Here is a 17,618-nt window from a genome sequence, read left to right on the forward strand (position 1 = left end):
AATTTTCGCATTGCCTTATCTGCTTCGAGCCCTGAGGAGTTGCCAAGCTCGCTTCAAGCTGGACAACTGATGTTTCTCATCATCAACAGCGGCGATGATTTTGCCCTCGAGATAGCGCGGATCGGATATTTGAAAGATCGCTATCCCGACGCGCCCATTGCAATCGTGTCGGACAATTATCGGCCGGCTGAGCTTGCCTCCGCATTCCGTGCAGGCGCCAATGGCTACTTCGTCAACGTCAATTCGTGCGACGCCTTCATCAAGTCGGTCGAACTCGTGACCATGGGCGAGACCGTCTTCCCGCCTGCGTTCCTGTCGTTCGCGCTTGACGGCAACCCCGAACGAGAAAAGGCGCAACTCAACGAAAATGAGCACGCCATCCTCGTCACGTCGGAGGACGCGATCTCCCCGCAGCTTTCGCCGCGCGAAAGGGCAATTCTGTCTTGCCTCATTGAAGGCGATTCCAACAAGGGCATTGCTCGCAAGATCGATATTGCCGAAGCTACTGTGAAGGTCCACGTCAAGGCGATCCTACGAAAGATACGAGTTCAGAACCGGACTCAGGCCGCAATCTGGGGAATGAATCACGGATCGCAGGTGCGAGCGTCAAACAACCACGCGCCAGCCGCTATCGATGCAGGTGCAGCTGTCGTGGCGCCACTCAAGATGATCCCCGAGACAAATCATCTGAATCAGACGCCTCCCTTGGTCCCCCAGTCTGATCACGCCACGGCGAGGATCCGCAAGGGCATTGATCGAGGCGCCAGCGGGGCGGTACGCTTGTACAAGTAATCCAAGGGGCCGGAGACGACCCCAACCCTCGGAATGCTCCCATTGCGGGTGCAAGCCGTAACGTTTGCGTCGACCGACGACAGGCATGGACACCTTCCCTGCCGCCCTTGCGCGAACAGCACGCGGACGGCGTCGACGTCCTCCCAGTGAGCACGTCGAGCCACCGCTGTTGGCGAGAATTGCCGCCATGCCGGGGCCGATTGACGAGCTCATCCTCCACCTGTGTGTGTGTGCGGTCGAGTGAAATGCGCGCTTTCGTCGACCTCCCCGGCGTCGACGCCGGAGTACTCACAATTCGCCGCCAATCAAACCCAGATGAGCTCGATAGACGGTTTCTATCTCAGCTCTTTTGCGTACACTTACGTCGGCACCTCCCAAGACTGCCGTAGCAGGAGGGGAAGTTATGCGCGAAGTCGACCTTCCGGTAGCCGTGATCGGTGCCGGGCCATTTGGCGTTTCAACCGCGGCTTACTTGCGGTCTCGCGGCGTGCAGTTCCGTATTTTTGGCTCACCGATGCATCGCTGGCTCACGCAAATGCCAGCAGGCATGTTCCTCAAGTCTGAAGGATTCGCTTCGAACCTTGCGGATCCGATCGGGCGTTGCACTCTGCAGCAGTTCTGTGAAGAGCAAGCGCTGCCCTATGAGGGTGCACGCGTGTCACTCGAAACATTTACCCGATACGCCCTATCGTTTCAGCAGCGGCTCGTTCCCACAGTTGAAGATGTAATGGTCTCCATGCTGGATCGACAAACCCACGGCTTTCGCTTGCGACTGGCCACCGGAGAAGAACTAAGAGCTAAAAAGGTGGTTGTCGCAACCGGCTTGTCGCACGCCGAATACATCCCCGCTGAACTGACCAAATTGCCTGCAGAATTGCTGTCGCACAGCAGCGACCACCACGATTTAGGCAAATTCAAAGGGCGCGAAGTGGTTGTCATCGGCGGCGGTCAATCCGCGCTGGAGACAGCGGCTCTGCTGAACGAGGCGCAAGCGAAGGTAACGCTGCTAGTGCGGCGCGCATCGATCGAGTGGCATGATATCCCAACACCCGGGCCACGATCGTTGTGGCAACGGCTGCGGCGGCCGGCGTCGCCGATGGGAAATGGGCTCAAAACATGGCTCTGCGCCGCTGCTCCAACGGCGTTCTATCATCTGCCCGAGCAAATACGCGTCGATGTGGTGCGGACGTACGGGCAACGTCGTGGGACGCCAGTAGAGGTGCTTGGCCCATCGGGTTCGTGGTGGCTTAGGGAGCGAGTCGAGGGCCGTGTACCGATACTGCTCGGTCACGGCGTGCGAGAAGCCGAAGCGAAAGGCAGCAAAGTGGTTCTGAACGTCGATGGCCCAGACGGGTCGTCCCGCCATCTCACTGTCGACCACGTCATTGCCGCGACCGGCTATCGCTTTAGTGTTGGATCACTTCCATTTTTAGATCAGAGGCTGATATCCGAATTGCGCTGCGTGCAAGAGGCTCCGTGCCTGTCGCCCAGTTTCGAGTCCTCGATCCCGGGCCTTTATTTCACTGGCATCGCCAGTGCGTACAATTTCGGACCCCTGATGCGCTTCCTGTGCGGCACTGAATACGCGGCCCGCCGCATCTCCAGCGATATCGCTCGTGAGCAAAACCGTTCCCGGTCGTCAGTTTCTCCCGGACTTGCTTCCGCACGCAACGGAATCTCTGGTTGAGGCAAATGGCGAGTGCTAACGAAGGGCTGTCGCCATTCCCGGTACTCATCCTGAAGACCGGCCGCTATGCCTTGAATCATGGAGGCCTCGGTATAATTCGAAGCCTCGGGATGCTTGGGGCTCCGGTATTTTCAGTTATCGAGGATCATCTCGCGCCGACTGCGTTTTCTAAATATCTGACCGGAACATTCGTCTGGGAAACCCGCGACTTGCCAAGTCCGCGGCTACTCGAAGGACTCGAAAAGATTGGACGACAACTGAAATTACCGACCGTCCTTATTCCAACGGATGACGTCGGCGCGATCCTGATCGCCGAAGAGGCTCTCACGTTGCAGCAGTGGTTCTTGTTTCCGAAGCTGCGATCAGACATTCCACGGCGCTTGGCGGACAAATCACAGCTGCACACAATGTGCAAGCAGCTCAGGGTACCGTGCCCTCAAGCAATATCGCCCGGCACGATTTCAGAGGTCTACGAGTTTATCGAAACCGCAGCCTTCCCCGTTGTGGTGAAGCCATCGAAGCCATGGCTCAATTCAACGATCAAACCGTCCATCGTTGCCTCCCCTAGCGCGCTCCTAGATCTTTACCGCCGGTCGGAAGCACTAGTTCCTTCCAACCTGCTGATCCAGGAATACATTCGTGATGGCGAGGATTGGCTCTTTGATGGATATTGCAACGCGGACTCGAAGTGCCTGGCCGCCTTTACTGGCAGAAAGCTGCGCTCGTATCCGCCCCGCTTCGGTTCTGCAACGTTGAGCAGATCTGTCACTAATCCCGCGCTCCTCCAACAGGCTGAGGCTCTCCTCGAAGCAGTTTCCTATGCAGGTATAATGGACATCGACTATCGTTTCGATAAACGAGACGGTCAATACAAGCTCGTCGACTTCAACCCGCGTATCGGCGCTCAGTTTCGATTGTTTGAGGATAGGGAGAGAAATGACGTCGCAAGAGCGCTTTATCGCGATCTCACAGGTCAGTCCGTGCGGAGATCACCGCAGATCGATGGGCGAGTGCTCGTAATCGAGCCGTATGATTGCCTAACCAGCTTACACGACATATTGCGTCGCGGCCTCTTGGTCAGAGACTGGTGGCGATCATTCAATGGCGCCCGGGAATTCGCCTGGTTCAGCCGGAGTGATCCTTTTCCCTTCATCGGGATTTGGCCACGCCTTGCTATGGTTTGCGTCGCGAAAGCATTGCGTATGTTGCATTTTCTGTTCCGGAAGTCGGAAGCCGCGGGCAACAAACTCCGAAGAAGGCCCCTTGGCTGACGCATTTCCTGTTTTTAGGGTCTCGATTTTTCACACAAGATGAGAGCTTGCTTGTCGATGTTGGGATTCGGACCGAGAAATCGTAGTTAATCCAAGAATACGTTCCCGAGGAGAGGACTGGCCTCGCAATCTTGCTGCTCAAGATCCTCGACCACTCTTGACGCGTTCATTCTCGACGCACGATCGGCAGTCGAGCGGACAGCGTCTCGAACTTGGTCGCGCACTGCCATGGTTCAATGGACCAGCTGTCCGTGAAGTCTCTGGCTTCAGGCTGGAACGGCCCGAACCGCGGCGGTGAGAGCCGAGAGGATTTGGCGCAGCAACAGGCTGAGCCAACGAGGCCCCGGAAGTTATCGCCGGCGGCGGCGGGAACGGCGTTGGTAGCGTCGCCCTGGCGGAACCAGAGATAATTGCGGCCCATGCGGTGCTCGGCCTTGAAATGGCCGATGACGGGCTCGACGGCCGCCCTGCGGCGCAGTTCGCGCTTGATCTTGGGCGTCATGCCTCGCTTCTGGCCGGAGATGAAGACCCTGAACTTGTGATCGGGTGGCGCATTGTGGCCGCGGTATCCCTTGTCGGCGAGGATGCGCGGGGTCGTGTTGCCGACGAGCGCCTCCATGTCCGGGATCACGGTGGCCAGCGTGTGACCGTCATAGGGATTGCCAGGCAGCGCCTTCACATGGGTGACGAACTGGCCGCCCTTGGCGTGGCCGATCGTGGTGGCGACCGAGACTTTGACGCCGAACTCGTAAGCTGATGGGCCTTGCCTTTGCCGACGCACTCGACCTCCGGCGTGTGCAAGGAATGGACCTTCGGCCCGCGCTGATGCTGCTTCTGCTCGCGCACGCGCCGCGCCGGCGCGACGCGAACGCCGCTTCGAACCCGCCGTCGCCATCGATCTTGCGGCTGATGTCACGGATGACGCGGCCGAGATAGGTCCGTAGCGTCTTAAGCTTTCGGTTGGCGCGCTAGAACTGTTTGGCGTGGGCATAGCGCTGATACTGGATCAGGGCGAACTTGCCCACCCGCGCATAGGACTGGCGCAAAGCCACCCCCGTGATGCTGCGCCGCACCAGCTTCTCGCGCGCCCGGTTCACAAGCTTCGCATCGGTGGGGAACGTCACATTCTTGGACTGAACCGTGGGTGTCGACGATCACACGCGACAACTCGGACGGCTTGATCGCCTTGGTCTTGGTGGCAACCGATAGGGTCTCCTGGATCGGCGCAGCCAGCCGTTCCTCGCCCATGCAGTTGCGCCATCGCGTCAGCGACGAGCGATCGAACACAAGCCGGTGCTGGAAGAACTCCTGGCCGCAGAAGTATTGGTAATAGGGGTTCTCGACCCACCGCTCGCACAGCACCTCGTCGGAGAGGTCGGAGGTGTGCTTGAGGATCGCCAGCCCCGCCATCAAGCACGTCGGCAGCGGCGGCCGGGCGGGATTGTCGGTGTAAACCTCACCGAACCGCCCTTCCAGGAACCTCCAATCCAAGGTCCGGGCCAGCGTCACCAGCGGATGCTTCATGTCGATGATCTGATCAAGCCGAGAGCGGAACACATCCTGCTCTCCCGTCTCGCCCCGCTCCCGTGGTCGCATCTCGCTCCCTCGCCAAAGCCGTCAAAGGTGAGTGAATCACAAATCAGGTTTGCAAGGAATCCCGCTCCAAAGGCCCGCTTTCCGGCAAAATCCGGTCCCGGCAAAACGCCGTTTCTGATTCCGAATCAACTGCCTGGGATTTCTTCACGGCCGACCGGACAATCGTAACTACCCATTTATTGCCAATTTCCATTCAGTGACCCGGAGCGTACTGGTATAGGCGACGAGTGCCTCGGTGATACAGTTCCATGACTTATGCGTCCTTCACCAATTTGCTGCGCTCCACCAGGCTTCCGGCACATTGGGTCGATGGTAACGGAGCAATCCCAAGACGCGTCGGTAAAGCCGATGGGCGCGGCTGCGCACGCGGACAGCTTGGATATCAAGATCAAAGTGTGCCGTTGCATCCGCCCTCATCCGTTCGACTTTGCCACGGCTTGCCTCGACCCATTAGGTACTTGCACGTTCGGCGCCGCGTGCAGACTCTGAACTAGTGCAACCATCAGCGTTGGTACAAAGAAATGCTGCATACGAGTAGAACGGACAATTGGGTAAATCGAGACAATACGCCCCCTGACTCTCCTTCTTCTTCTTCGTCAGCCGAGACGCTGGCAGAAGTGGTTGCCTTCATACGCCGACGCTTCTCGATCGTAGCGCTGACATGCTCGATAGTGCTTGGCATTGCTCTCCTTTACCTCGTTGCAGCAGTCCCCACATTTACCGCGAACGCGGAACTCCTAATTGCTTCAAAGGCAGGCGCGGTAGACGCCGCGTCCGTGTCCACGATCGTAGAAAGTCAAATCTCAATCATAAGGTCCGAGGACATCGCTCGTGAGGTGATACGGAAACTCGATTTGGCGAAAGATCCGGAATTCGCCGGGAGAAGCCTCTTACACCCTATAGCCGGGTTCGTGACCCGTCTCCTCGGCTGGAGCAAACCAGAAACCGAATATAGCCTGATGCGCCATGCCGTCGAGGCGTTCGAGCGCAAACTTTCGGTGAAGCGTGCCGGCGCTACGTACATCGTGGACATTGGCTTCGAGGCCACCGACCCCGACCGAGCGGCACGAATTCTAAATACCTTGGCGCAGACATATATATCGGCTCCGATCGACGCGAGATACCAATTCGCTTCCCCAGATCAGATGTGGACGAAGGATCGTCTCGCCGAATTGAGCAGTAAGGCAACAGCTGCCCAGAAGATACTGGACGACTACCGTAACGCGAAAAGAGATGATCCGGATTCTGTCGATGCAGGTGCAGAGCGCGCGCTAATTGCCGCCGCGGACTCATCCAAAGCCGCTTATGATAGTTTTCGACACGTTGCGCGTCAGACAGAGGCCGTGCGGCAGCAATCGGCGCCCATGTTCGAGGCTAGTTTGGTCACCAGGGCGTCGCCTCCCTTGAGGGCCAGTTCGCCCAGAGCCGGGATCGTGCTCGGAATGTCGATGATTGGCGGAACGCTTCTTGGCATCGGCCTCGGAATGCTGCGCGACTTATTGGATCGGGGCATCCAAACCAGCGGCCAAGTCTGGAAGGAACTTCAGATAGCTTGCATCGCGGTCATTCCAAGGGTCAGGTCCAGCGACGCTAAGCGTGCAGTGCTCTTCGCGAACAGCACTGATCGCCAGAACAGCACTGATCGCCACGAGCGTGCTTTATCTAACTCCAACTCGAGAAGCGTCGAGCGCCGCGAAAGTCCGATTTGGCCAGTCATGGACGCACCACAGTCTCGCTTCTCCGAATCCCTTCTTGAAATCAAGCTGGCGATCGATTCCATGTACCGGAACGGCAAGCGAAGCCAGATCATTGGGATCACCTCGACCTTCCCCCACGAGGGAAAGTCAACTATCGCGGCGTCCCTAGCTTTACTCATAGCACAGACTGGCGCGAAAGCTATTTTGTTGGACTGCAACTTCCGACATCCGTCGCTCTCGACTTTATTGGCTCCAGCTGCAGAAGTCGGCGTCTTGGACGTCGTCTCAGGGGCAGCTAGCTTGCGCGGAACTACCTGGATCGAGCCGACGACACAGTTAGCCTTTCTACCGATCGGCAATACCTCTCGATCAACCTACCGAAGTGGAGTCCCCTTATCGGAGCTTCTCAATAAGTTATCTCATACCCTTCGCGCGGCGTACGAATACGTTATTGTAGATCTACCGCCCATGGCGCCCTGTGCGGATGTGCCGACCGCGATGTCTGCCTTAGACTCATCTATCTTTGTCGTTGAAGCGAGCCGAACGAATGTCGATGTCGTAAAGCGCGCGCTCGAAATAATTCGATACGAGAACGTGCTCGGCATTGTACTTAATCATGCAGGAAACAGCAGCGTATGGACGCACCTGGTGCCTAAGGCGACCGCTTGAGATCGCGCATCTGCGGCGCGCCAGCCTCACGCGTCCCCCGCGTTGTCGGGCAGCAAAGGCTCCATCGGCTTTAACCATTTTGATATTCCAAGGTTTGAACGTTTGTGCTCGAAACACTCTTTGCCCGTTGGAACAAAGCAGTCGCAGACCCGGCGCTTGGAAACGCCCTCGTCGAACATACGGTGAATGTGTTTGCCTCCGCTTCGGCAACAAGATCGAAAAGAGTCGCCAAAAGGATCGGGGCTCAGAGCGTTGTAACAGGATACGCGGTGCGTCTACACTATCGTCATGGTAGGGACCTAACGTAATCCCGGGCCATCGTCGCGGCACAAGGCGACCAAGACGACTTGCTTGGCGCACGAGTGAAGTTGAATGCAAGGTTTTCTTGGATGGTCGGATCCCTCTTCTGGAATTCTGTACTAGCCTTGGTCTATCGTTGCTCCGGCGCAGCGGTCACGTTCCTCTTTGGGGTCAGCTTCGCTCGGATGATGAGCATCCAGGAATATGGAGCTCTGGTATCGCTAATGACCTTCGGGCTCGTCGCAGCGACGATTGGCGGGGCCGGCCAGCAACTTCAAGTAGTTCTGGAAGTACCAAGTCTCGAGGCTCGGAAAGACTACACGGCGATCCGCTCGGTTGTCTCACAACGGGTTCGAGTGACATGTATTGGCAGCATTGCGATGACAGCGATCGGCCTTATCCTATTCGTTGCCGCGCACGATAGGGAAGGAATCTTCGGTCGCTGGGAGTATTCCGCCAGCCTGCTTCTGATCTTACCATTGGCATTAATTGAGCTGCAGAGTTCGCTCGCCCGCGCGCTGGGCTCCGTCAACCTCGCTCTTCTGCCGAAGGAGGTGTTGTGGCGATTACTCATCATATTGTTGGGCGCCGCTCTCTTCACAACGTATGGCTATCCGGTGAAGGCGGCAGATATTTTCGTGATCGCTACGGGCGTCTTGGTCCTGCTGATCGCTATTCAGCAAGTTCACCTGCGACGTCTCGCCGACGGCCATCAGCTGTTCACTGTCGCACTGAGGCGATCGAAGGAGAGCATCGCCGAACTCTTCGCGGCCTCCACACCGTTCTGGGTGACCAGCATTGCCAGCGTGCTGTTTTCCACCATCGACATCGTCATCGTCTCGGTCATGGCCGGTCCGGCACCCGCCGGATACTATTACGCAGCCAACCGGATCTCTCTTCTTCTCGATTTCTTCTTGGGGACCTTCTGCGTTCCCGCAGCACCTCTGATCGCACGCCTATTCGACGAGAATCAACGCACGGAGATTGCCCGCGTCACGTCTGGAGCGGCACTGGCCGCCTTTATCGCGGTCCTTGGATGTTACCTGGCATTGGCGCTGGTCGGCGACATCGCGTTGATGGCATTCGGATCGTCCTTTGTCCGCGCCCACGGCGTCTTGATGATCCTGGCGAGCGGTCAGTTAGCGGCCACATACTTCGGCATCGGCAGTATCGCCCTCAACATGACCGGGCACCAGCGGGCCGCGATGATCATCATGGTCATCACCTCCGTGCTGGGTATCGTGGCCATGGTTGGCGCGACCTGGACGTTCGGGATCTGGGGAACGGCGGTGGTCGTCGCCTGCGTCAATGTCTCGACAAGGGCATGGATGGCGGCTCACATCTACGCTGCCGAAGGCATCGATCTCACCGCCACCACGATGCTATGTACTATCATTAGGCGGGCGATCCAGCTTGGCCCGCGAATGCTGCTCCAAGAGGCGCTATCGTTCCAGACCAAGCAGCCGTCGCCGGCGAGAGCGGAGACAGTCGCATCTGAACTGCGGAAAAGGCACGAGTAAAGAGGCAATCGAATGTATTGGGCCGTCCGAGAACACGCAATCAGCAAACGGACTTACGCGCGGGAGGTAATGCTGAAGAAGAACCGGGTCGAATTCGACTACGAAGTTTCGGGAGGCCGGCTTTCGATCGGGCTGGTCCGGCTCCTGCACACGGTGATTGCGCGGACTGCGGTGCGCGGCATGGGAGTCGCCATGCAGGCTATCAAGCCCCTTTTGCATTCCCAGTTGTCTTGCGTCCACTTCGCGGACGGCAGCCGTTTGTACTTTCGGCTGGACGATGTCTACTGGAATTCGTTCATCCGCCAGCCCGACTTCGATTACGAGCCGGAGATAGGGAAGTTTCTGCTGAGGCTGAAGGAGATCGACTACCTGTTCTTTGATTGCGGCGCCAACATCGGATACTGGTCAGTTCTTGTTACCTCGGAAATGCTAGGTCGCAAACGCGCGATTGCGATAGAGGCCTCACAGGAAACGATGTCGATTCTTCAGCGGAACTGTAACGCGAACAATCGGCGCTTCGAGATATGCCATAACGCGATGTCCGAGCACGACGGACATAAGTTGTTCTTCTGCCGTGGACCTCATGCTTCTCGACACATCATTAGGCCGGAAAGTACCGCTTCGACGGACATCGAACCAGTCATATCGACCACCGTTGATGCGTTGGCACAGCAGCGGCGGCTGAACGACAGCGACCGTATCGTAATTAAGCTTGACGTCGAGGGTGCAGAGATATCGGCGCTGAAGGGCGCGCATGAGGTGCTGAGGCGCGACACGCTGGTCATTTACGAAGATCACGGCAGCGATCGGAGCCACGCGACTACGAGGTATGTGTTCGATGAACTCGGATTTCCGGTCTTCTCGATTGCTTCCGATGGGACTATTACGGAGGTCGAAGGGTTCGGCGCACTGGATCGGCTGAAGACAGACCCAAAGAAAGGCTACAATTTCGTGACCTGCCCTCCGCAGACCGGTTTCCACCAGTGGATAACAGGAATTGCCGGTGGCGACCAATCCATACGTTGATCGCTACGCCGACGAAGTCGAGCGACCCGCGATGCGGAGCCAACGGCCTTTGTCGCCAACCACCGACCAATCGTGTTCAAGCAGGTGACGCCGATCCGGCAGCGGCTCGAACGAGAGATCAGTTGCCGATGCCCATCCAGGGCGTCACATTCCCAATTGCCGGCAAGCCACGCCGTCTGATCGGCTCATCATCCTGAATTCCGCGTAGCTGCCGCTGTGGCTTCCCGGCCATAAAGAGCAGGAGCAATAGATTAGATTGATGGAACACCACACCGTTGGTGAAAAAGAGCACCAGGAACAGTCCAACGCAAGCCATCCTGTATTTGGGGTCCAAGCGCGATAGGATCACATACCATGCATACGTGACGGTTGCTGTACCCACGAGTCCGTAGCAAACCATCAGATTAAGGAGGTCATTGTGCGCTTCCAGCGAGAAGGAACCATATGTCCATATTGCTCCACGCCCAAATAGGAGCTCCCATAACGACGAACTTTTCAACATCTCGACATAGTAGAGCCAAATTTCATTGCGCCCACTCGTCAAATTGAACGTGTCCAGCTCATCTCGATTTCTATAGAGAACTCGCTGGACAAACGCGTCCACCGACTCGGGATTCGACAGCATGAAGGCAACGACGATGCCCGAAACCCCAAGCACGACTAGAAATGCTCTCAAGTTCCACAATGAGCGATATTTCTCGATCAAGAATGCCAGAAGGAAACCGAAGAGGGCCGATCGCACATTAATGATAATCAGCAGAATCAGTGCGGTAATTGGAAAGCCGATCCATTGATTGACCAGCAAAATCGAAAACTTGGCTATCGTCTGTGCGACCACATGGAAAGGCTGCTCATTGAGGCTGGTCAACAGATCTCCCTCGGACCCGCCCCCACGCGAAAGGAAAATGAGTAGTAATCCGCACATCAGGGGTGTGCCAAGCATCAAAGATCGTCTTCTTAAGCCGACAAAAACCGACGGCTCACAGCTCGACAGGAGCAACAGGAATATGATCGGTAGCAAGATTGTCACGGAAAAATAGAGCTGCGGGGTAACTTCGGCAGGTATCCAGAGTAGGTTAAATATCAGTAGCCATAAGGTCACGGCGCAAAGAACCATGTCCCCACGAGTAGCTCCGGACAATGCAATCTTTACGGCCGTCAGCCCTGACGCCGCAACGACGTAAAGCGCCACCACCACTGTCCCCTTTTCCTCGGGACTGAGGATATCGACTCCGCACCTAAACATTAGGAACAAGAACAGCGCGTTTACAAACATCCGCGATGTGCTCCGTTGGGGTTCGCCCAAGTTCATCTCTTCGCGCGATTTGAGGAGGAGTTACTACATGGGTGCCTCAAATCTACAGTTCGCGGACGGATCTCGCGGGACATCACCTCCATCGCGTGGTCCCACGTCAGCGGAATCCAAGTTCGTGCTTTCATCGACTTGGCTCACGTTCGCCTTGGCGCGGACCGACTCATGCGGCGCACTGCAATGGTGCCTGAAATAATACGATTCGTTGTGAAATTGAGCAACTCCGACTGGTGGGTAGTCCGAAAGGGTCGACCCACGGACCGCTCAAGAGAATATGCTCCGCGTGTGAAGCTTCTCTCGAAAATACGAAACCCGCCTGCCACGATCCCAACGTCAAGGATTGCGATCTCGAGCTGTTCCCATCGAACAGGTCGACGATTGGGCAGACGCACTGGTTAACCGAATCCCAGAGAATCGAATCGTCGCTGCTTTCGTTTTGAGAAGTTGAGCAACCGCAGACTGATGCGATTTCAAACTGATGAACATTCCGATAGGCCGACGGAGGTCACTTAGCAACAGATGTTCAACAACTCTCATAGGCAATCTTCGGCGCGGCTCAGCGTTGTGGTGGTCACGCCCCTTGGCGAAGGCGGAAAAGGTGGGATCGATCGCATGATGGATGCCATTCGACGCGAATTTTGCGAGCATCCGCGTATCAATGTTGATCTCCAGTTTGTGATTAGTCGAGGAGCGAACATATATTTTTCGCCTGTCGTGTTGGCTTGGGCTCTTCTTAGAATTATTTGGATACAAGCGTGGCAGGGGATCGATGTCCTTCATATAAACCTTGCCGCGAATGCAAGCGCATACAGGAAATTTGCCGTTGCTTCGGTCGCGTCGGCGTTGCGCATTCCATACATCATCCATCTACATTCAGGTGAATTTGGCAGCTTCTGGGACTCGTGCAATGGACTTACGCGCCGTCGGATAGAAACTCTCTTTACCAGGGCCAAATTCGTAGTCGTTCTTGGTCGGGTATGGTCGGAGCTTGTCGTTTCAAAATTGCCGGAGTTGGCAGACCGCATAATCATTATGCCCAATTCAACCAAAAAGCAGCGGCAGAATTGTCACGCCGATGGTCCGGTCAAAATCCTATTCCTCGGCCGTCTTAGTCCGGCCAAAGGAATTGGAGATCTCCTTGATGCGTTCGAAATAATTCGGCATCGCAATGACTGGCAAGCAACGCTCGCGGGTGATGGAGCAGTAACAGAGACACATACTTTGGTCGAGCGACTTGGGCTTGCCGCACGGGTGAGAGTACCGGGATGGCTCGATGATGACTGTGTATCGACTGAACTGCAGGTGGCTGACATTCTTGTCCTACCCTCTTTGGTGGAGAATCTGCCAATGTGCGTGGTAGAAGCATTTGCTCATGGCGTAGCGGTCGTGTGCACTCCGGTTGGAGCCTTGCCAGAGATTGTGGAGCACGAAAGGACGGGTCTTTTGGTACCGGCGAAAGATGCTCCAGCTCTGGCCTCGGCGTTAGAGCGGCTTCTAGCGGATCCCGCCCTTCGGGCCCGCCTTGGGTGTCAAGCGCGGGCGCAGCACGCTGTCCGATTTGAGATCAGTGCTTATGTCGACAAATTTGTAGAGGTGTGGCGCGCAGCGTCAGACAGAACGGCGAACTCTTTGGACCGAACTCTTTCTGAACAGACGAAGACTATCGCGACGCCGAGCAGATGACGCCGGACAGACCGGCGTTCTCATGGCGTTGATTGGCGATTGAGGCGGCCTCATTGAAAGCGGTGTGCAGCGATCACCTTCCGGAGTACTCACAATTGGTAACCACTCAGCCCCCGATGATCTCGCTCGATGTGCTTCTATTCTCGACCCCGTCGCTTACACTGGCTTACGGCAACGAGGCACGGCGAACCGGTGGCGGACGCAAGTGTCGGAGGAAACGATCCTCAGGGGAAGTCACTTCGAGCCCTGCGGATCCGACCGGGCCCGACACGATACAGCAGCCGGCGATGACGTAGCGCTGCCCCTGCGGTGAATAGCCGAAATGAACCACATTCTGAAAAATTGTCTGTACTACGGCGCGAGTCGGCTCGGAGAGCTACCTTTCCTTCGTGCACGCTTCGCTGCTAGAGCCGTCATCATATTGCTTCATGAGATACAGCCGGATTGTCAGTCCGAATTGATGACCGGAACGTCGGTTTCGCTCTTTGAATATTTGCTCGATTGGCTGCGACGAGAGGGATGGTCGATCGTCAGCCTCGATGAATGTCTCGAGAAACTGGCGACGAATGATCGATCGCGCCGTTATGCGGTTTTGAGTTTCGACGACGGCTACCGCGACAACGTCTCGGTGGCGCTTCCAATCCTGGAGCGGCATAACGCGCCGTTCATGATGTACGTGCCCACCGGCGCCCTTACACGATCCATGCAGACGTGGTGGCTGGGCTTGCGTAAGTTACTTCTCGCGAGAGACGAGGTGGCAATCGAAGCGTTAGGCCGCCGGTTCCATTGTTCTGACCTTCGAAGCAAGCGATCGGCATTGAGCGAGGTGACTGACTGGGTTCACCAGGACTACCGGCGTAGTGCAATGCTCGCGCCGACGTTCGAGCAGAATGGGATTTCGCTGGCGGCATTGAATGACGCATATTTTTTGGACGAACGCGAGCTCCGCATCCTTGCGCGTCATCCGCTCGCGTCAATTGGCGGCCATACGACCTCACACGCGGCGCTTACGACCCTTGACAAATCGTTAGCGCGAGCCGAATTGGCCGATAACCGCGACTATCTCGAGAATCTACTTCAATTGTCCGTTCGGCACGTTGCATATCCGTATGGCTCATGGGGCCCTCGCGAAGAGCATCTGGCGAAGGAAGTGGGTTTTCAAACTGCCGTAACAACTCGACAGTCGCGGTTGCACGATCACACGGTAAACCACTTTGCACTTCCCAGGATCGGCGTTTACAGCCCTTCGGGCTTTAGGGCTCGAATGAGCGGTATTATGGAGGCGGTTCGTTAACGCGAAGCAGCCTGGGGCACACCGGGCCTGACTGGGAGTTGAGGCGCCACTTCTCGAGCATGTTGTTTTTGACTGGAATCGGGATTCCCAGAAGGCTTGATTTCTGATTCAAACTCCGTGCTGGGATACGGAGGCCAGCATGGATGACGCGACCGTACTCGGAAGACATCCGCGAACGGGCCTTGGCACGGGCTGACGCGGGCGAGACAGTTCGTTCGATCGCAGAGGCGCTCCAAATCAGTCCCTCCTGCGTGACGAAGTGGAAGAACCTGAGGCGGGACACCGGAAGCCTGGCCCCGGGCAAGATCGGCGGCTACAAGAAGCGATCAAGGCAGGAACGCCTTGGGTCATTGACTGTCCCATTAATGGCGAGCTGTTCACGCTCTATGTCGAAAAGGTGCTGGCGCCCACCCTGACAAGGGGGGAAGTCGTCATCCTCGACAATCTCGGTAGTCGTCCGTGAAGAGTGGCTAAGCGATTGAGCTAGAATCGCATTTGTCGTTGTGGACTGTTTTGCGTTTGCAGGGGTTTGATGCTTCGGGCGTCGGAACCTTGCAATTTCATTTTCAGATTCCGTCGAATCGCCAACCATGATTCCGTCATCACATCGGAGGTGGCGATGCGACCGAAGAAGCACAGGACGACGGGATCGGGCGATCTGTTCCGGGCCAGGCTGGACCAAATCATCAATATGAAGCACGAGCTGGTTCAGCTCGCCGGCAAGGTCGATTGGGACTGGATCGACGGCGAGATCGCGCCGCTCTATAGCGAGAATGGTCGGCCCGGGATCGCGAGCCGCTTCATGATCGGGCTGTTGCTGCTCAAGCACATTTACGGGCTGTCCGATGAGGGGGTGTGCGAGCGCTGGGTCCACGACCCATATTTCCAGTACTTCACCGGCGAAGAGTTCTTCCAGCACGCATTCCCGCACGAGCGCTCGGACCTGAGCCACTGGCGCAAGCGGCTCGGCGACAAGCTGGAGCTGTTGCTGGCCGAGAGCTTGCGGGTGGCACACGAGGCCGGCGCGTTACGCAGCCAGGACATCAAGCGGGTCACAGTCGATACCACCGTGCAGCCGAAGGCGATCACCTTCCCGACCGATGCCAAGCTCTTGCACGCGGCGATCAAGGGGCTCAACCGTCTGGCGAGGAAGCACGGGGTCAAGCTGCGGCAGTCCTATCTGCGCATTGCCAAAACCGCGACAATGATGGCGGGACGCTACGGCCATGCCAAGCAATTCAAGCGGCATCAGCGGCAGTTGCGCATCCTGCGCAGCCGACTGGGCCGGATCATCCGCGATATCCGCCGCAAGATCGAAGGTCAGGCTGTGCTTGAGAACACGTTCGCCCTCCCGCTCAGCCGGGCCTCGCAGATCCGCTCGCAGCAGCAGCGCCAGCGCGGCTTCAAGCTTTATTCCTTCCACGCCCCGGAGGTGGAGTGCATCGGCAAGGGCAAAGCAGCCGCGCCTTACGAGTTAATGGCATGGACCACGCCCGCTCTCAGCGGCAACGTGCAGCCCGGCGGGGGGCAGCAGCAGGAGCGCAAGCCATGTCGAATACGAACCTTGTCACAATCGGCATCGATCTCGGGAAGAACACATTCCACGTCGTCGGTCTCGATGCCACAGGCGCAATTACGCTACGCAAGAAGCGGTCGAGAAATCAGCTTGACCAGTCGCTGGGCAATATTCCGCGTTGTCTGATCGGAATGGAGGCGTGTGCAGGCGCACATCATCTGGGGCGCAGGCTCGAGAAATTAGGCCATCAAGTACGGCTCTTGCCGGCGCAGTACGTCAAACCATACCTCAAGGGTCACAAGAATGACTTTCGGGATGCTGAAGCGATCGCCGAGGCCGCTCAGCGGCCGACAATGCGGTTCGTTCCAGTGAAGTCAGCCGAACAACTTGATTTACAGGCACTACACAGAGTTCGCAGTCGATTGGTGACGCAGAGAACGGCGGTCATCAATCAAATCCGGGGCTTTTTGCTTGAGCGAGGGCTACCAGTGCGGCAGGGAGCGGCAGCACTCCGACTGGCACTTCCTCAGATTCTCTCAGCGCCAAACGACAACTTATCGCCTCGCGTGATCCAGCTCATTCAGGACTTGGCCGAGGACTGGCGCTATCTCGACCGACGGGTCGCGTCAATGACGAAAGAAATCGACGAACTCGCTGATCAAGATCCACACTGTCGCCGCCTAATGAGTGCGCCCGGCGTCGGGCCGATCATCTCAAGCGCGATGGTCGCCGCCATCGGAACCGGTGATGCCTTCCATAAAGGCCGAGACTTTGCAGCATGGCTTGGTCTGGTACCAAAGCAAATCTCGACCGGCGATCGAACCATTCTCGGGCGCATATCGAGGCGCGGTAATCGGTACCTGCGAACGCTGTTTATTCAAGGTGCCAGAGCCGTACTTCTGCAGCGTCAGAGTTGGCCTCGGCATGGCTTCGCAGCCTGGTTAGAGGCAGCGTCGAAGCGGCTCCACTCCAATGTCTTGGTTGTTGCCCTGGCCGCAAAACTTGCGCGCATGGCCTGGAGCATGCTCGCAAAGGGCCGTGACTACGACGCCAACCTCCTGGGCCGCACCGCATAAGAAACAGGGGCGGAAAGGAAAATCCAAGGTCGGGATCAGAAGGCACAATAACCCGCCGAGGTTTGCGAGACGGAAAGGACGAATGGAGAAACGGCTCCACCGACACTTCTGAAGCCTGGTTCGACTCCATGGCCCTTCTTGAGGCCGGCGAGTTATTGAGGACAGAAGTGAGCGGATAT

General features: G+C 57.0%; 10 protein-coding genes and 5 pseudogenes. 13 read left to right on the forward strand and 2 right to left on the reverse strand.

Annotated features, from left to right (window positions below; translation table 11 throughout):
* The first annotated feature begins 69 nt into the window (after nt 1–69).
* From ACRQ5Q_RS26890 to ACRQ5Q_RS26900, 3 genes are all read left to right on the forward strand, one after another.
* Entirely contained in the window at nt 70–792 is a 723-nt protein-coding gene (locus ACRQ5Q_RS26890; protein WP_439374668.1) for a LuxR C-terminal-related transcriptional regulator, read from the forward strand.
* A gap of 403 nt (nt 793–1,195) precedes the next feature.
* A complete protein-coding gene (locus ACRQ5Q_RS26895) occupies nt 1,196–2,479 on the forward strand; it encodes an NAD(P)-binding domain-containing protein (protein WP_439392897.1) in 1,284 nt (427 codons plus the stop codon).
* 5 nt (nt 2,480–2,484) lie between these two features.
* Entirely contained in the window at nt 2,485–3,750 is a 1,266-nt protein-coding gene (locus ACRQ5Q_RS26900; protein ID WP_439392899.1) for a carboxylate--amine ligase, read from the forward strand.
* A 346-nt stretch (nt 3,751–4,096) separates the two neighbouring features.
* Here the strand turns inward: ACRQ5Q_RS26900 and ACRQ5Q_RS26905 are convergent.
* Nucleotides 4,097–5,346, reverse strand: a pseudogene (locus tag ACRQ5Q_RS26905) (IS5 family transposase); the annotation flags it as partial.
* A 521-nt stretch (nt 5,347–5,867) separates the two neighbouring features.
* On the opposite strand from ACRQ5Q_RS26905, the pseudogene ACRQ5Q_RS26910 reads away from it, so the two are divergent.
* From ACRQ5Q_RS26910 to ACRQ5Q_RS26925, 4 genes and pseudogenes are all read left to right on the forward strand, one after another.
* Nucleotides 5,868–6,137: pseudogene (locus ACRQ5Q_RS26910) on the forward strand (hypothetical protein); the annotation flags it as partial.
* Nucleotides 6,138–6,200: 63 nt separating this feature from the next.
* Complete coding sequence (locus tag ACRQ5Q_RS26915) at nt 6,201–7,712, forward strand: P-loop NTPase (RefSeq protein ID WP_439399877.1); 1,512 nt, start codon at nt 6,201–6,203, stop codon at nt 7,710–7,712.
* A gap of 389 nt (nt 7,713–8,101) precedes the next feature.
* Nucleotides 8,102–9,532 carry a lipopolysaccharide biosynthesis protein gene (locus ACRQ5Q_RS26920; RefSeq protein ID WP_439392901.1) on the forward strand — a complete coding sequence of 477 codons (1,431 nt, stop codon included), beginning with the start codon at nt 8,102–8,104 and terminating at the stop codon, nt 9,530–9,532.
* A gap of 69 nt (nt 9,533–9,601) precedes the next feature.
* Nucleotides 9,602–10,558, forward strand: coding sequence for an FkbM family methyltransferase (locus ACRQ5Q_RS26925; RefSeq protein WP_439392903.1), 957 nt, complete (start codon nt 9,602–9,604; stop codon nt 10,556–10,558).
* Nucleotides 10,559–10,676: 118 nt separating this feature from the next.
* Here ACRQ5Q_RS26925 and ACRQ5Q_RS26930 read toward each other — a convergent pair whose 3' ends face one another.
* Nucleotides 10,677–11,756 carry a hypothetical protein gene (locus ACRQ5Q_RS26930; RefSeq protein ID WP_439392905.1) on the reverse strand — a complete coding sequence of 360 codons (1,080 nt, stop codon included), beginning with the start codon at nt 11,754–11,756 and terminating at the stop codon, nt 10,677–10,679.
* Between the two features lie 633 nt (nt 11,757–12,389).
* Here ACRQ5Q_RS26930 and ACRQ5Q_RS26935 point away from each other — a divergent pair.
* The 6 genes and pseudogenes from ACRQ5Q_RS26935 (at nt 12,390) to ACRQ5Q_RS26960 (ending at nt 17,439) form a co-directional block, all read left to right on the forward strand.
* Complete coding sequence (locus ACRQ5Q_RS26935; protein WP_439392907.1) at nt 12,390–13,553, forward strand: glycosyltransferase family 4 protein; 1,164 nt, start codon at nt 12,390–12,392, stop codon at nt 13,551–13,553.
* Nucleotides 13,554–13,875: 322 nt separating this feature from the next.
* A complete protein-coding gene (locus tag ACRQ5Q_RS26940) occupies nt 13,876–14,847 on the forward strand; it encodes a polysaccharide deacetylase family protein (protein WP_439392909.1) in 972 nt (323 codons plus the stop codon).
* A gap of 143 nt (nt 14,848–14,990) precedes the next feature.
* Nucleotides 14,991–15,113: pseudogene (locus ACRQ5Q_RS26945) on the forward strand (helix-turn-helix domain-containing protein); the annotation flags it as partial.
* 74 nt (nt 15,114–15,187) lie between these two features.
* A pseudogene (locus ACRQ5Q_RS26950) lies at nt 15,188–15,301 on the forward strand (IS630 family transposase); the annotation flags it as partial.
* 165 nt (nt 15,302–15,466) lie between these two features.
* A pseudogene (locus ACRQ5Q_RS26955) lies at nt 15,467–16,372 on the forward strand (IS5 family transposase); the annotation flags it as partial.
* Nucleotides 16,373–16,395: 23 nt separating this feature from the next.
* Nucleotides 16,396–17,439: an IS110 family transposase gene (locus ACRQ5Q_RS26960; RefSeq protein WP_128944741.1), complete on the forward strand. Its 1,044-nt coding sequence runs from the start codon at nt 16,396–16,398 to the stop codon at nt 17,437–17,439.
* Nucleotides 17,440–17,618 lie beyond the last annotated feature (179 nt).

The sequence above is a fragment of the Bradyrhizobium sp. PMVTL-01 genome (genome assembly GCF_051861855.1).
Taxonomy (GTDB): Bacteria; Pseudomonadota; Alphaproteobacteria; order Rhizobiales; family Xanthobacteraceae; genus Bradyrhizobium.

Coding starts and splice junctions, on each gene's coding strand:
- ACRQ5Q_RS26940 (WP_439392909.1), top strand. CDS start 13,876: ATGAACCACATTCTGAAAAATTGTCTGTACTACGGCGCGAGTCGGCTC.
- ACRQ5Q_RS26960 (WP_128944741.1), top strand. CDS start 16,396: ATGTCGAATACGAACCTTGTCACAATCGGCATCGATCTCGGGAAGAAC.
- ACRQ5Q_RS26895 (WP_439392897.1), top strand. CDS start 1,196: ATGCGCGAAGTCGACCTTCCGGTAGCCGTGATCGGTGCCGGGCCATTT.
- ACRQ5Q_RS26925 (WP_439392903.1), top strand. CDS start 9,602: ATGCTGAAGAAGAACCGGGTCGAATTCGACTACGAAGTTTCGGGAGGC.
- ACRQ5Q_RS26935 (WP_439392907.1), top strand. CDS start 12,390: ATGTTCAACAACTCTCATAGGCAATCTTCGGCGCGGCTCAGCGTTGTG.
- ACRQ5Q_RS26920 (WP_439392901.1), top strand. CDS start 8,102: ATGGTCGGATCCCTCTTCTGGAATTCTGTACTAGCCTTGGTCTATCGT.
- ACRQ5Q_RS26900 (WP_439392899.1), top strand. CDS start 2,485: ATGGCGAGTGCTAACGAAGGGCTGTCGCCATTCCCGGTACTCATCCTG.
- ACRQ5Q_RS26890 (WP_439374668.1), top strand. CDS start 70: ATGTTTCTCATCATCAACAGCGGCGATGATTTTGCCCTCGAGATAGCG.